The following is a 13,234-nucleotide window of genomic DNA, read 5'->3' as shown; positions in this document are numbered from 1 at the left end:
TCTTCAGGATTTCGGGAAGTTGGGCAGCGTCGCAGGCGCAGCATAGTCAGTCGCGACGCTCACCTCGCGCCACGCTTCGCCACTGGCTGCGCGCGCTTTTTCCGCTTCGCCCGCGTAGTGAAGCGCGTCACTGCCGAGCAGCAGATGCACCGGCGGCTGATCGTGATAAGCCAGCTTGAGCACGACCTGCGCCACTTTCTTCGGATCGCTTGTCTCGTTGCCGACGTGCTGTTCCAGCAGCCCGACGATCGCGCCAACAGAAGGAGCATAGTCCTCCAGGAGTTCGGGTAGCGCGCTGCTTGCTTCGTTGCCCCACCCGGTCTTCATGCCGCCCGGCTCGAGCGCTGTGAGCTTGATGCCGATAGGCGCCAGCTCCTGGCTCACCACTTCGGTGAAACCGCCGACGGCCCATTTCGCCGACTGATAAGCCGCGAGCCCCGGCATGCCGAGACGACCGCCCACCGAGGAAATCTGGATGATGTGGCCACTGCGCTGCTTGCGCAGGGTGGGGATGGCCGCGCGCGTCACGTTGACCACGCCGTAGAAGTTGGTATCGATCTGCGCACGAAAATCCTCCTCGCTCGCCTGTTCGAACGGCGACAGATGTCCGAAGCCCGCATTGTTGACAACCACGTCGAGCCGTCCGAACGCGTCGAGCGTCGCTTGCACGGCTGCACGCGCGGCGGCCGCATCCGTGACATCGAGTGCGACCGCGCGCACCTGGTCGCCATACTGCGCGACCAGATCGTCGAGCTGCCGAGGATCGCGCGCCGTCGCAACGACGCGCTCTCCCGCCGCCAATGCCGCTTCGACAATATCGCGCCCGAGTCCGCGTGCGCTACCGGTAACCAGCCAGACTTTTGCCATGATGTACTCCTTTCGATTAGATGAGCATGTAATCACTCATTAACTGCATAAAAAAATGTCACTTCTTGGCGATGGCGTTCCAGAAGGCCTCCAGGCCTGCTTCGCGATACCGCTCCGCGTGAGCAGGATCGCGTTCAATGAATTCCATCGTGGTCTCCGCCAGCGAACCCATGATCGCCGCCACGAAGGCCGGCGGCTGATCCCGCAAAACCCCGCTGGCGATGCTCGCCTCCAGCATCTCGTTGATGTCGGCGAACGGGCGCATGCCCGCGGCCCGTGTCTGCTCGCTCAGACGGTCGGACACGGACAGTTGCGCGATAGTCCGCCGCTTGTCGGGGAAGGCGACACCCCAGTTCACGTATTGCAGCCACGCATAGCGGGCGCGCTTCTCGATGCTTCCCGTCCTCGGGTAGGCGCCCATCATTGCTTCTCCCATGCCTGCCTTGATGTCGAGGTACAACTCGTTCAGTAGAACGTCCTTGCTTTCGAAATAAGTGAAGAGCGTGCCTTCTGCCACCCCCGCGACTTTGGCAATCCGCGCGGTCGGGGCGCCGAGCCCCTGTTCGGCGATCACCTGAGTGGCAGCAGCAAGAATGGCGTTGCGTTTGTCTTCGCTTTTCGGACGGGCCATGCGGAAATGATCGGGCTTCATAAATGAGTGAACACTCAATCATAAACACGAGGAGCGACTTTTTCAAGAAAAATGTGAAGCTGGCACGAGTCTCTTTTTCACTAGCCAAAAGCGGCCATAACCTGACAGTTTCAAATCGACTGAAAGAGAGTTGAAATATGATGAAAATACCACTCGTGAACCCGGCATTATATTTAGGTATCCAACATAAAAAGTGGCACACCAGTTTTCTCTCAAAACATCTCTAATAGCGGAGGATATGAATAGCGATTGACCCTTTATTCACGGCCTTAGTGCATTTTTAGCCCCATAAATCAGGCATTGTTCATACGTTACAGCTCGTTACGTATTTTTTGCAGACCTAAAAAAATCAATTCGGTAGGATTCACTTCGCGAAAGACGAGCCGTTAACACATCGGTAAGTTCGAGTATGTGGTCTACCGCGCAATTGAGTTGATAGTTACCTTACTTTGCACGGCGGTTTCGGCCTAGCAGCGCAAACGTTTGGCTACACGCCAGATGCGTCCGCGACGACATCCGGCGCTACTTCGATCGTTCATACGAATGCCACGCTGGCGCACGTATGACGCGCTAACTGTCGGTCCCCCACGTCTCGAACCCCGATATCTGCGGGCAGCGGTCGGACGAGGTTCAGCCTCGACATCGCGTGCCTGACGTCAAACCCGAATTGGATCCACGAAGCGCCTCGCACGACGCGAAACGCCCGATGGATCAGTATTCCTAAATTTTCGCCTCACAGATGAAATCTCATTCGTTATTGCTCTCCTCATTGCTACTGGTACTCGCAGGCTGCGGCGGCGGTGGCGGATCCGGCAGCGGATCCAGCGGCACGAGTGCCACCGTCAACAATAACGGCACCAGCACCAGCAACGGCACCAGCTCCAGCGGCACCGCCAGCACCTCGCTGACCGCCAACACCAGCGCGGGCGAAACAATGTCCTGCCAATCGCCGACCAGTTCGAGCACAGCAGCAAGTAGCGCCCTGATTTCCGCCGATACGCCGAGCGCCGACGCCACCCGTATGTTTGCGTCGGGTAGCACGTTCCAGCTTGCCTTTACCACCAACGCACCGTCCGCGGACAAAGTGAACTGGGCTGTCAGCGACCAGTTGGGCAACGTCGCAGCGAGCGGCAGCTTTGCCGTCGCGAGCGGACCGGTCACCACCACGCTCAACTGCACCTCGACGCTCGCCGGCTATTTCGCGGCTTCCGCGACGCTAGCCGCCAACGGCGGCCAGTTGCCTTCAGAGGGCACACGTCCCACCGGTATCGCCTCGTTCGGTGTCCTTCCCAATCTGTCCGGCACCGTACCCGCGGTGACCTATGCGTCACAGGACGAGCATCGCTTCGGCATGCAGGGTGAGAACGACAACGGGCCGTTGCTGGCCGACCTCGGCATTTCGTCGACGATCGACAGCCGCCAGCTCTCGACGATGGAGCCAAACGCGGCAAACACGTTCAACCCGGCCGCGAATAACCTCGACCCGTTTTATACGTCGGGCAAGGTAATGCGCCTGATCCGTCTGGACGGCATTCCGGCCTGGGCAAGCCCGACCGGTGCGTTCGAGGACGACACCAACCCGCCGACCAGCCTCTCGTACTATCAAAACTACATGAGCCGCGTGGGTACGGAGTCCAATACGATTCGCACTACGTATTTCCCCACCCAGTCGAACAACTACTACCAGGTGACGTGGGAACCGAACTCGTTATGGAACGACACCGACGCCAATTTCGTCGCGCTGTATCAATCGGTGTATCAGGGCATTCACTCCACCGACCCGCATGCGGTGGTGATGGGGCCGACCGACGCGTTCCCGTCGCTTACGACCACGCGCCTGCAGCGCATCGCGTCGCTTGGCTTCGGCAACTATATCGACGGCATCTCGACCCACGGCTACTACGATGCGGGCACTTCGCCTTCGCATCCGCCGGAGCGCCTTGCAACGGACCCGACGCCTGCGAACGCCGCCAACGCGCTGATGAACGAGATTCGCGCGCTGCGCACGGAGATGACAACGGACTATAAGCCCGGCATGAAGCTGTTCCAGACCGAAGTGGGCATCAGCTATGACCTGGGCACGTCGTACGGCCCGAACTACCCGACCGCCAACGTCCTGTTCGCGCAAGCGGCGGTGGTTGCCCGCACACACATCATCATGCTGGGCGAAGGTGTCGATCAGACCTACGTGTTCTATGGCGCGGACTACCCGAATGAGGTGGGCTACGGCACGTTCTTCGATCTCGCCGACGCGCAAGGCGCGTTCGGCGCCACCAACATCAGCCCGAAGCCGGCCGCAATGGCAGTGAGCGCGCTGACGCACGTTCTGGACGGCACCAACACACTGGGGCCAGTGAACGGCACACCATCCGGTGTCTACGCGTACTCCTTCCAGCAACTCGGCAACGGTGCAGTGATCACGGCGCTCTGGACTCACAACAACAACGTGTGGAGCGCGAGCAGCGGATTCAGCTCGACGTATAGCGTGCCTTACAGCCTCACCGTGGATGCGCCAGGGACCAGCGGCAATGTGAAAGTCATCGACATGATGGGCAATCCGCTGACGATGAGCTACACCAACGGCACGTTGACGCTGAATCTGACCGAAGCGCCGGTGTATGTGGTGTCGAACAATGCGACGGTCGCCAAGGCGAATGTCACGACGCCTACGGGGTATGTTGCGAACTGAGCGGGTCGCCCGCGATGATGTCGAATTCGACCGGGAAGCGCACGTAGAACACGTGCACCCGCTCGGCCCGCACGAGATCGAGCAGTTTCCCGGCTTCCTCTTCGGTTACGGCGAGAATGATCTGGAGCGGCTGATCGGTAAGCCGAAGCACGTGCGCAGCGTGACGTGCTCCGGCATGGCCGATGCCCTCCGAACAACTGATGACCGTCGCACCGCAGATGCCGAGTTCGCGGACCTGATGCAGCAGCCATTCGCACACGGTCTGATGGCCGTGTTTGCGGTTCTTCTCTGTGTAGAACGTCAGTTGATAGCCGTTCATGATGCTGCCACGTCATCAAGTTCGTTAAGCGCGTTGCACAATCGCGGCTTACGCACGGCAGCCGCTAGCAGGCACAACCCGATCCGTCATTCGCGCCCTTCTGCCTCACTCACCCCAAGCACTTCGTATTCGACCGGACAGCGCGTGTAGAAGAGTCGCACACCGCCTTCCCGCAGACGCTCGAGCAGCGCATCGATACGTCCATCATCCGAGGCCACCGTGACGACCACCGGCTGGTCGATCAGCTCGAAGAACCCCGCCGCATGATACTTGCCGCGCACATCGACGCTCTCGCTCACATCGATCACCGTCGCACCGATGATGCCGGCCCGCGTCGTTTGATCGAGTATCCACCTTGCGACCGTCATATGACCTTTGCGACGACTCTGGTTGTCCGCAAACACGGTCAATTGACTGCCTTTCATAGGGATCTCCGCACGCACCGAAGTGACGTCTTAAGCATAGGAAATTGTGCGGCACTATGCATTGGACGCATTGATCTCGATGCAGGCTATCGAAGCAGCTCTGTGCATTGAGTGCGTCACTCAGAAAGACTGCCCTTCTCAAGCGGACCGGTCAACCTGACGCGCAATGCTTACCGCGCGGTAGAGCTGACCATGAGATTCCGCTTTTTCTCGCGCAAGATGGCGCAACGCGCGCGATGCGTGGCGTGTATACAGGTTCGCGCTCCTTAGGCGGGAACATATTCGCGTAAAGCGCGTCAGGGTATATATCCCCTGCGAAAAGAGCGAGATCGAGCGATGGACGATTTCCTGACAAGACTCCTGCATTTCCAGCCGTCACTGATCGTGACGGTCGCACACGACATGCTGCACCTGGTCGTTGCCGCCCTGATCATCGCCGTCGGCTGGTGGCTTTCGAACCGGATCGGCTCGATGTTCGCCAAGGCCTTTGCGCACACTCGGGCAGATCCCACCCTCGGCCCCATGCTCAAGGCAATGGGAACGTGGGCGGTGCGGGTGGTGGTATTCATCGCGGCGTTGAGCGAGGTAGGCATTGCGACGGCGAGCGTGCTGGCGGTACTCGGCGCCGCCGGCCTCGCAATCGGGCTGGCGCTGCAGGGCACACTGCAGAACATTGCCGCGGGCATCATGCTGCTGATGCTGCGGCCATTCCGTGCCGGTGACGTGATCGAAGGCAGTGGGGCCGCCGCCGGCATCGTGCGGGAGGTTGGACTCTTCACCACACGCATCGAACGTAGCGACGGCAATGCCGTGTTCGTGCCGAACAGCACGATCTGGAGTAACCCTGTCATCAACTACAGCAGCGGCGGCACGCAGCGTATTGAAGTGGATGTGGACCTGGCGCAGCGCAAGGACGTCGATGCGGCGATTGGCGAACTGAAAAAACTGGTGGCGGACGAGCCGCGCGTGTTGAGCGGGACGACGCTTGCTCCGGTTGTTACGGTGGCGAGCTATCCGAAGTCGGGCGGCGCAAAGCTCAGGATCGCGGCGTGGGTGCGTAGTCCGGATGCACCGCTTGCCAGTGACGATCTGCGCAGCCATGCCCGCACGGCGCTCACTGAGGCTGGATGCGCGGTTGCGGCGCAGTGAATCGCGTCGATGTCCGCTTGGTGCTTGGAGACGTTGAACCAGGCTGCCCTTTCGTAACCTAGAAAAAATACCTCAAATCCCTATTGTTGCTGGTTTTCAGCGTCCCGATTGATGTTCCGTGTACCTTAAATGGATCGCGCATGTCGATTCCACGACGCTTCACGCGTCGTATAGGATCGGAGGGGTCCTCCCTCCATTTCCGGAGCCAATGATGCCTAACCAGACCGTCCGTCTTCACCGCGTGATCCGTGCCACGTCCGAGCGTATCTATCGTGCGTTCCTGGACGCAGATGCCCTGGCCAAGTGGCTTCCACCGAATGGATTTACCTGCAAGGTTCATCAACTGGATGCCAGGGAGGGCGGCAGCTACCATGCGTCGTTCACGAATTTCACGACGGGTGACAGCCATTCTTTCGGTGGGGAGTATCTCGAACTGGTGCCGCACGAACGCATTCGATACACCGGCAGATTCGATGATCCAAACTTGCCGGGCGTGATGCAGACAACGGTGTCCCTACGGCCCGTGATTGTCGGAACCGAACTGAACGTGATCCAGGAAGGGATACCCGAAGTGATTCCTGCTGAGGCCTGCTATCTCGGATGGCAAGAGTCGCTTACGTTGCTGATCATGCTGGTGGAAGCTGAGATTCGGCAGTGAAGGCAGGCGGAGCGAACGGACTGTTCGCGTAGCGCCGAGGGCGGCCCAAAGATAAACGATGGATAGGCCGTACTCGCCTATCCATCGCTTTACCCCGACCGCTTTACCTGATCGTGTTGTGACTGACGACAGGGCCTTTGCGTATCACTTGCGCTTGAGTTGCGAGATGTCCCGCACCGCGCCGCGATCGGCCGAGGTCGCCAGCGCGGCGTAGGCCTGCAACGCTTGCGATACCACGCGTTCACGATTCGCCGGCAGCCAGGCCTGAGCGCCACGTGCCTCCATGGCTGCGCGACGGCGTGCGAGTTCCTCGTTCGACACAGCCAGGTGCATCTTGCGATTGGGGATGTCGATCTCGATTACGTCGCCCTCTTCCACCAGACCGATCGTGCCGCCTTCAGCTGCTTCCGGCGACGCGTGACCGATCACCAGCCCGGACGAACCGCCCGAGAAACGGCCGTCGGTAAACAGCGCGCAGCTCTTGCCCAGCCCCTTGGATTTCAGATAGGACGTGGGGTAAAGCATTTCCTGCATGCCGGGACCGCCCTTGGGACCTTCATAGCGGATCACGACCACATCGCCCGCGACAACCTTGTCGCCGAGAATGGCTTCGACGGCATCGTCCTGACTCTCGAAGACGCGCGCGCGGCCGGAGAACACCCATTGCGATTCGTCGACGCCCGCGGTCTTGACGATGCAGCCCTTCTCCGCGAGGTTGCCGTATAGCACTGCGAGACCGCCGTCTTTCGAATATGCGTTCTGCTTGCTGCGGATACAGCCGGTCTTGCGATCGGTATCCAGCGAAGTAAAGGTGGCTTCCTGGCTGAACGCGACGGTGGTAGGAATGCCGCCCGGGGCCGCGCGGAAAAGCTTCTGTGCTTCTTCGCCCGCGCCACCGGCGACGTCCCATTTGGCGATCGCATTGCCCAGCGTGCCGCTATGCACGTTGCCGCACGACAGGTCCAGCAGTTCCGCACGCGCGAGTTCGCCAAGAATGCCGGGAATGCCGCCGGCACGATGCACGTCTTCGATATGGAATTTGTCGGTGGCGGGCGCTACCTTGCACAGACACGGCACTTTGCGCGAGATGCGATCAATATCGGACATCGTGAAATCGACGCCACCTTCCTGCGCGGCTGCCAGCAGATGCAGCACGGTATTGGTCGAACCACCCATAGCGACGTCGAGCGCCATGGCATTCTCGAATGCCTGCTTGCTGGCGATGCTGCGCGGCAGAACCGAAGCGTCGTCTTCCTGATAGTAGCGACGGCAAAGGTCCACCACCAGGCGGCCGGCCTGCTCGAACAGACCCTTACGCCATGCATGCGTGGCCACGATCGTACCGTTGCCGGGCAACGCCAGGCCGATGGCTTCCGTCAGGCAATTCATCGAATTCGCGGTGAACATGCCCGAGCAGGAGCCGCACGTCGGGCAGGCGCTGCGTTCGATTTCCGCCACTTCCGCGTCGCTGACCCTCGAGTCGCCCGCCTTGATCATCGCGTCGATCAGGTCGATCTTGGCGATCACCTGGCCGTCCGTTGGCGACTTCACCTTGCCCGCTTCCATCGGACCGCCGGAGACGAACACGACGGGGATGTTCAGGCGCATGGCAGCCATCAGCATGCCGGGGGTGATCTTGTCGCAATTGGAGATGCAGACCATGGCGTCGGCGCAATGCGCGTTGACCATGTATTCGACCGAGTCAGCGATCAGTTCGCGCGACGGCAGCGAGTACAGCATGCCGCCGTGGCCCATGGCGATGCCGTCGTCGACGGCGATGGTGTTGAATTCTTTAGCGACGCCGCCGGCTGCTTCGATTTCTTTTGCGACCAGTGCGCCGAGGTCGCGCAGGTGCACGTGGCCCGGGACGAACTGCGTGAAGGAGTTGACCACCGCGATGATCGGCTTGCCGAAGTCGCCGTCCTTCATGCCCGTGGCACGCCACAAGGCGCGGGCGCCGGCCATGTTGCGGCCGTGGGTCGAGGTTTTTGATCGATAGTCAGGCATGGTTGTGTTTGTGCTTGGGGACGGGGGTTATTGGAATTTGGGTTGGGTGATGCGAGCGAGGCGGCGGTGCGGGCGGTGGCTCGCGATGGCCTGCGCGGGTTTAAAGCGGGAATGTGTGAATAGTGCGAGAGGAGCGGTGAGACGTCCAATATATTTTTGAGGTGGGATTAGGTCGCAGGGAGTATTAATTGACGGGAGAGGTGGGCAGTGTATCCGTGCATCGGTGTCCCACGAGTCGAGCCGCGCTACAGAGGGTGACCTGCCCAAATTGGCCCTTCCCTGAGAAATTGAACGGTGCCTTGAACGCGGCTCCGCCCCTCATGCCTTCTGCGTCTACTGCCGCCACGGGCACGTCATAAAGCTTCATAACGAAATTCCTGTCGCCTTCTGCGGCAAACGCATCGCAAAGGATCGATGTCCTCACAGCGCCATGTTGATCCGCGGATACCTTGCTCTGCTGGAGAGCCTGGCTGAGCAACGGACAGCTCTAAATGAAAAAGGGTTACAGGCGAATCACCTGTAACCCTTCGAATTCTTGTTGGTGGGAGGAGGAGGATCGAACTCCCGACCTTCGCATTGCGAATGTAAAAACCTCCTTAGTAAACACAGAGTTCCTAGCGCTTTCTCCGATTATTTGCCACAATATTGCCACACTCCGTTCGAGCGAGCATCGAGAAATGCCGACCATCCGAAAGCGTGGGCAGTACCAATGGGAGGCACAGGTCCGCCGGCGCGGCTATCCCGCGCAAAGCAAGACCTTTACCACCAAGGCCGAGGCGGAAGCCTGGGCCAACATGATCGAATCGGAAATGTCGCGCGGTGTATGGGTCAGCCGTAGCGAGGCCGAGGCGACAACGCTCTATGAGGCGCTGAAACGCTACGATGAAGAAGTCTCGCTGTCAAAGAAGGGGGCGGCACAGGAATCTTCTGTCCTGAAAACCTGCAAGGCAGTTGACTTGGCGAAGCGGCCGCTAGCCACGATCCGGAGCGCCGACGTGGCGAAACTTCGGGACGAATGGTTAAAGGACTACAAACCTGCTACGGTTCTGCGCCGCCTGGCTGTTCTCTCGCATGTGTTTAACGTCGCCCGCAAGGAATGGGGCATGGAAAGCCTGTCGAATCCGGTCGAGCTAGTTCGGAAGCCGCAGCCAAACAACGCGCGGACGCGGCGCATTGCCTCCGGCGAACCCGGCACAGAAGATTCAGATGCCAGCGACACCGAATCGGAGCGCGGCGCGCAGGATGGTGAACTCGAGCGCGTCGTAGAAGCCAGCAGCTCGACGCTGCTACCCGCCATTATCTGGCTGGCTGTCGAAACGGCCATGCGCCGGGGAGAAATCGTGTCGCTGCGATGGGAGCACGTGGATCTTAAGCGCCGGGTCGCACACCTGCCGGCCACAAAGAACGGGGACTCCCGCGACGTGCCGTTGTCGCCCCGGGCCGTCGCAGTACTTCAGGCCCTGACAAACAATCACGACGAAGCCAAGGATGCCCCCAAAGTTGCCCCCACAAGTGACGGGGTAGTCGACGATAAGAGGAGTGTGTTCAATATTCGTAGCGACGCCGTTACTAGGGCCTTCGAGCGTGCTGTTGAGCGTGCGCGTAAGTTCTACCTCGACGAATGCAGAAACGCCGGCCGACAGCCGGATGGGAAGCTTCTGACAGACCTCCGCTTTCATGACCTTAGGCACGAAGCCATATCGCGCTTAGCGTCAATCTTCCCAATGCACGAGCTAACGAAGATCACCGGCCACAAAGATCCACGCATGCTCATGCGCTATTACCATCCGCGCGCAGAAGACTTGGCGAAAAAACTTCGATGAAAACGATTTGCAAATCATTTTTCGCAGTGTGGCGCGGTAAGCTTTTGAATATTAGGATTATTCGACTGTAAGTGGCCTAAATAAACCGTCGTTTGGCATAGTTCTAGTCAACCCGAAAGAGCTGGGCACTGTACTACCACTGCACCGAAAACCAGTTGCAAGAGTGCCTCAGACCGCAAGGGCGCACCTCGAACGTCCCTGGTCAACCTCAGCCGCTCATACAACTTCTGGCATTGCGCACCCTTGATGTTGTACCACTGGAGCCGGTCTTCCAGCCGTTGCAAAGCCGGGTGCTCGGCCATGGACTTCTGTACGGCAACCCCGTTCTCTTTTCGATCGCCCGACTGTCGGTCATTTCCCCCTCTTGCGGCACCCGTTCAAACATAGACAGGTTTGCCGTATACTTGCCAAGATCGTCATCAAGAAAGAAGATTCTCTGTCCTGAGTGGGCAGGTACCAATGCGCAACGATTCTGACGAGATATTTACTCTTGACGAAGTGGCCGCTTTCCTAAAGGTGGGCAAGCGGACGGCCTATCGCTTGGCGGCAGCCAAGAAGATACCGGCTTTCAAGGTTGGCGGAAGCTGGCGGTTCTCGCGAGCCGAGATCGACTTATGGATCAGGCGCCAGTCGGCCGGTAGCGGCAACGATCTGGCTGACGCATGAAGGAAGACCAGATAACAAGGGGCGCCGCCACAGGTGAAGAGGCTGCACGGTGGCGTAAAGCATGATTGATCTTGAAAAACTACTTCGGCTTCGCATCGTTGTGGCGCGCTTCGGGGAACTCGACAACGCTCGCTGGTGGAACACCAAGGGCCAGCTGGGAAGACTGGGCGCTGCAGTACTGCGACGCGGATTTCCCCGCACGTATCGATTCGCACAAGCCCGTTCAGTCTTCGCTGTTGCCGCTCAGCGGTGCGACGAGGTGTTCAACCCGCCCAGTTGCGTGACGCTCTGGAAACTACCCGAGACCGTCGAGGAGGACTTCGACGGACGCTGGGAGCATTGGCTCGATCACGCAAGCGACTGGAATTCATTCTTCGAGCGGATCGAGACACTGAGCAGCACGGATCTGGTCGAGGTACTCCGTACTCTCGAACTGGTGACTGAAACCGATATCGATGCCTATGCAAGGCTGCGCCGCTCGGCGGAAGGTCGCGCCGTACCGCTGCCCGGAGTCTATGGTGACGCTAACGCGGATGTCACGCTGCTTGCTCTCGGCTTTGCACGAGGTGAGCCGGGGGCTCTTGCGGTCCCATATTCCAAATGGACCGAGACATGACGACGAGCTCGCGCGCCAATGTCGCGTCCTCATTTACCGTTATCAAAGGCGCGATGATTGACGAAACCTACTCCGTTTTTTCGGCGTGGGACTTCGAGCAATCGAAGCGCGAGAATCTCGATCGCCTAAGGCAGGAGAACTTCATCGGTGCGCGCAGCGCAACTTGGCTGCGCGACGTCGCTAAGGTGCTGAACCGCCGCTTCGACCCCGCGGGGCGTGACCGCCCCCTTGTCATGCTCGCACAGCATGGGCTGCCGGTCGAAGAGTGGAAGCCGTTGCTCCTCTGGCACATGACGCGCGACGAGTTCCTCGTCCGCGACTTTCTCGAGACATGGCTTTTCGAAGCCTACGATGCCGGTATCTTTCGCATTTGCAGCGAGGACGTCGAGGAATACCTAGGCAGCATTGCCACGCGTGGCGCGACCACGGAGCACGCGTGGTCTGAACAGACGAAGAAACGCGTCGCGGCGGGCCTACTCAAAATCGCCGTCGACTTCGGCCTCCTTCGTGGTTCAATCACCAAGGAGTTCGTCTCGTTCCACCTGTCGGAGAGGAGCTTCCTCTATCTGCTCCATGCGATGCGCGACGAGAAGTTGAGCCCGAGCAGGGTCATTGCCTCGTACGGATGGCGCCTATTCCTGATGCGCACCGCCGACGTCGAGCGCGAGCTGCTAAGGCTGCACCAATACCAAAAGCTCGAATACCACGTGGCTGGCAGCCTCGTGCAGCTAGATCTGCCTTGCACGAGTTCTTACCAATATGCAGAGAAGATGGTGGCATGAGCGACCTCCTACACCGTATCACGCAGAACCTCGAGCCCGTCCTCGAATTGCCCGATCCGCGGCAGCGGATCAGCGCCTACCACGACATGCCATACGCGCTGTTTCGCTACGAACCGGACGAAGAGTTCGAATTGCGCAAGCAGGTGACCCTTCTCGAGACACGACTTTCCCAGAAGGGCAAGCGCGTAATGCGCATCTCGCTCGCAGAGTGTCTCGACGAGGCGATGCGTTCGCAACGTCCGTTGGAAGAGTGGTTCACTGCCGAGCGGGAACAGGGCGTCGAAACCATCGTCGAGACCGTACACTCCGTGCTCTCGGAGTACTCGCCGCTTGTCGACCTTGTCGACGCCCGGATGCCGCAGGAACCCGACCCACAGCGCGACGTCGTGTTCATTATGCGTACTGGGGCGCTATTCCCCGTGTACCGGACGTTCTCGCTTCTGGAACAGCTGAAGGGCCGCGTTCACGTTCCGACCGTTCTCTTCTACCCGGGCGACCTCGATGGAGCCGCCGGCCTCCGTTTCATGGGCGTGCTCGACGCGGAGCACAACTACCGCCCGAAGATCTTCTGAAGACTACCG

The 13,234-nt window shown here is 59.7% G+C and carries 14 protein-coding genes; 8 read left to right on the top strand and 6 right to left on the bottom strand.

The features are described from left to right. Positions 1-3 precede the first annotated feature (3 nt). The 3 genes from BUS06_RS04390 to BUS06_RS38130 form a co-directional block, all read right to left on the bottom strand. Positions 4-867: an SDR family NAD(P)-dependent oxidoreductase gene (locus BUS06_RS04390; RefSeq protein ID WP_074263151.1), complete on the bottom strand. Its 864-nt coding sequence runs from the start codon at positions 865-867 to the stop codon at positions 4-6. Between the two features lie 58 nt (positions 868-925). Next, the gene (locus BUS06_RS04385) at positions 926-1,498 is read right to left on the bottom strand and encodes a TetR/AcrR family transcriptional regulator (RefSeq protein ID WP_074265910.1); all 573 of its coding nucleotides are present in this window, start codon (positions 1,496-1,498) and stop codon (positions 926-928) included. Between the two features lie 768 nt (positions 1,499-2,266). Continuing rightward, positions 2,267-2,560, bottom strand: coding sequence for a hypothetical protein (locus BUS06_RS38130; RefSeq protein WP_167379369.1), 294 nt, complete (start codon positions 2,558-2,560; stop codon positions 2,267-2,269). Between BUS06_RS38130 and BUS06_RS04380 the strand changes: the two genes are divergently transcribed. Beyond that, positions 2,541-4,208, top strand: coding sequence for a hypothetical protein (locus BUS06_RS04380; RefSeq protein WP_167379368.1), 1,668 nt, complete (start codon positions 2,541-2,543; stop codon positions 4,206-4,208). The genes BUS06_RS38130 and BUS06_RS04380 overlap by 20 nt on opposite strands. Here BUS06_RS04380 and BUS06_RS04375 read toward each other — a convergent pair. Together BUS06_RS04375 and BUS06_RS04370 are read right to left on the bottom strand one after the other, a co-directional pair. Continuing rightward, positions 4,186-4,527, bottom strand: coding sequence for a DUF190 domain-containing protein (locus BUS06_RS04375; RefSeq protein WP_074263149.1), 342 nt, complete (start codon positions 4,525-4,527; stop codon positions 4,186-4,188). The genes BUS06_RS04380 and BUS06_RS04375 overlap by 23 nt on opposite strands. A gap of 86 nt (positions 4,528-4,613) precedes the next feature. Further along, positions 4,614-4,952, bottom strand: a complete 339-nt coding sequence (locus BUS06_RS04370; RefSeq protein ID WP_074263148.1) for a DUF190 domain-containing protein — start codon at positions 4,950-4,952, stop codon at positions 4,614-4,616. 336 nt (positions 4,953-5,288) lie between these two features. Between BUS06_RS04370 and BUS06_RS04365 the strand changes: the two genes are divergently transcribed. Together BUS06_RS04365 and BUS06_RS04360 are read left to right on the top strand one after the other, a co-directional pair. Next, a complete protein-coding gene (locus BUS06_RS04365; protein ID WP_074263147.1) occupies positions 5,289-6,101 on the top strand; it encodes a mechanosensitive ion channel family protein in 813 nt (270 codons plus the stop codon). Between the two features lie 211 nt (positions 6,102-6,312). Beyond that, a complete protein-coding gene (locus BUS06_RS04360) occupies positions 6,313-6,759 on the top strand; it encodes an SRPBCC family protein (RefSeq protein ID WP_074263146.1) in 447 nt (148 codons plus the stop codon). Positions 6,760-6,903: 144 nt separating this feature from the next. Here BUS06_RS04360 and ilvD read toward each other — a convergent pair whose 3' ends face one another. Continuing rightward, positions 6,904-8,766 carry a dihydroxy-acid dehydratase gene (ilvD, locus tag BUS06_RS04355; protein WP_074263145.1) on the bottom strand — a complete coding sequence of 621 codons (1,863 nt, stop codon included), beginning with the start codon at positions 8,764-8,766 and terminating at the stop codon, positions 6,904-6,906. A gap of 677 nt (positions 8,767-9,443) precedes the next feature. Between ilvD and BUS06_RS04345 the strand changes: the two genes are divergently transcribed. From BUS06_RS04345 to BUS06_RS04320, 5 genes are all read left to right on the top strand, one after another. Next, positions 9,444-10,589: a site-specific integrase gene (locus BUS06_RS04345; RefSeq protein WP_074263143.1), complete on the top strand. Its 1,146-nt coding sequence runs from the start codon at positions 9,444-9,446 to the stop codon at positions 10,587-10,589. Between the two features lie 459 nt (positions 10,590-11,048). Further along, on the top strand, positions 11,049-11,255 hold the full coding sequence (gene mads1, locus BUS06_RS04335) for a methylation-associated defense system helix-turn-helix domain-containing protein MAD1 (RefSeq protein ID WP_074263141.1): 207 nt from the start codon (positions 11,049-11,051) through the stop codon (positions 11,253-11,255). 61 nt (positions 11,256-11,316) lie between these two features. After that, positions 11,317-11,871 carry a BrxE family protein gene (locus BUS06_RS04330; protein WP_074263140.1) on the top strand — a complete coding sequence of 185 codons (555 nt, stop codon included), beginning with the start codon at positions 11,317-11,319 and terminating at the stop codon, positions 11,869-11,871. Continuing rightward, the gene (locus tag BUS06_RS04325) at positions 11,868-12,653 is read left to right on the top strand and encodes a BrxA family protein (RefSeq protein ID WP_074263139.1); all 786 of its coding nucleotides are present in this window, start codon (positions 11,868-11,870) and stop codon (positions 12,651-12,653) included. Before BUS06_RS04330 ends, BUS06_RS04325 begins: the two co-directional genes overlap by 4 nt. Then, positions 12,650-13,225, top strand: coding sequence for a BREX protein BrxB domain-containing protein (locus BUS06_RS04320; protein WP_074263138.1), 576 nt, complete (start codon positions 12,650-12,652; stop codon positions 13,223-13,225). Before BUS06_RS04325 ends, BUS06_RS04320 begins: the two co-directional genes overlap by 4 nt. Positions 13,226-13,234: the final 9 nt, after the last annotated feature.

Source organism: Paraburkholderia phenazinium (assembly GCF_900141745.1).
Classification (GTDB): Bacteria; Pseudomonadota; Gammaproteobacteria; order Burkholderiales; family Burkholderiaceae; genus Paraburkholderia; species Paraburkholderia phenazinium_B.
The sequence above is the reverse complement of the archived record's forward strand: the minus strand, read 5'-3'. Positions and strand labels throughout refer to the sequence as shown.

Excerpts from the sequence above, each read along its gene's own strand:
- BUS06_RS04390 (WP_074263151.1), bottom strand. The coding sequence starts at position 867 with ATGGCAAAAGTCTGGCTGGTTACCGGTAGCGCACGCGGACTCGGGCGC.
- BUS06_RS04385 (WP_074265910.1), bottom strand. The coding sequence starts at position 1,498 with ATGGCCCGTCCGAAAAGCGAAGACAAACGCAACGCCATTCTTGCTGCT.
- BUS06_RS04380 (WP_167379368.1), top strand. The coding sequence starts at position 2,541 with ATGTTTGCGTCGGGTAGCACGTTCCAGCTTGCCTTTACCACCAACGCA.
- BUS06_RS04375 (WP_074263149.1), bottom strand. The coding sequence starts at position 4,527 with ATGAACGGCTATCAACTGACGTTCTACACAGAGAAGAACCGCAAACAC.
- BUS06_RS04370 (WP_074263148.1), bottom strand. The coding sequence starts at position 4,952 with ATGAAAGGCAGTCAATTGACCGTGTTTGCGGACAACCAGAGTCGTCGC.
- BUS06_RS04365 (WP_074263147.1), top strand. The coding sequence starts at position 5,289 with ATGGACGATTTCCTGACAAGACTCCTGCATTTCCAGCCGTCACTGATC.
- BUS06_RS04360 (WP_074263146.1), top strand. The coding sequence starts at position 6,313 with ATGCCTAACCAGACCGTCCGTCTTCACCGCGTGATCCGTGCCACGTCC.
- ilvD (WP_074263145.1), bottom strand. The coding sequence starts at position 8,766 with ATGCCTGACTATCGATCAAAAACCTCGACCCACGGCCGCAACATGGCC.
- BUS06_RS04345 (WP_074263143.1), top strand. The coding sequence starts at position 9,444 with ATGCCGACCATCCGAAAGCGTGGGCAGTACCAATGGGAGGCACAGGTC.
- mads1 (WP_074263141.1), top strand. The coding sequence starts at position 11,049 with ATGCGCAACGATTCTGACGAGATATTTACTCTTGACGAAGTGGCCGCT.
- BUS06_RS04330 (WP_074263140.1), top strand. The coding sequence starts at position 11,317 with ATGATTGATCTTGAAAAACTACTTCGGCTTCGCATCGTTGTGGCGCGC.
- BUS06_RS04325 (WP_074263139.1), top strand. The coding sequence starts at position 11,868 with ATGACGACGAGCTCGCGCGCCAATGTCGCGTCCTCATTTACCGTTATC.
- BUS06_RS04320 (WP_074263138.1), top strand. The coding sequence starts at position 12,650 with ATGAGCGACCTCCTACACCGTATCACGCAGAACCTCGAGCCCGTCCTC.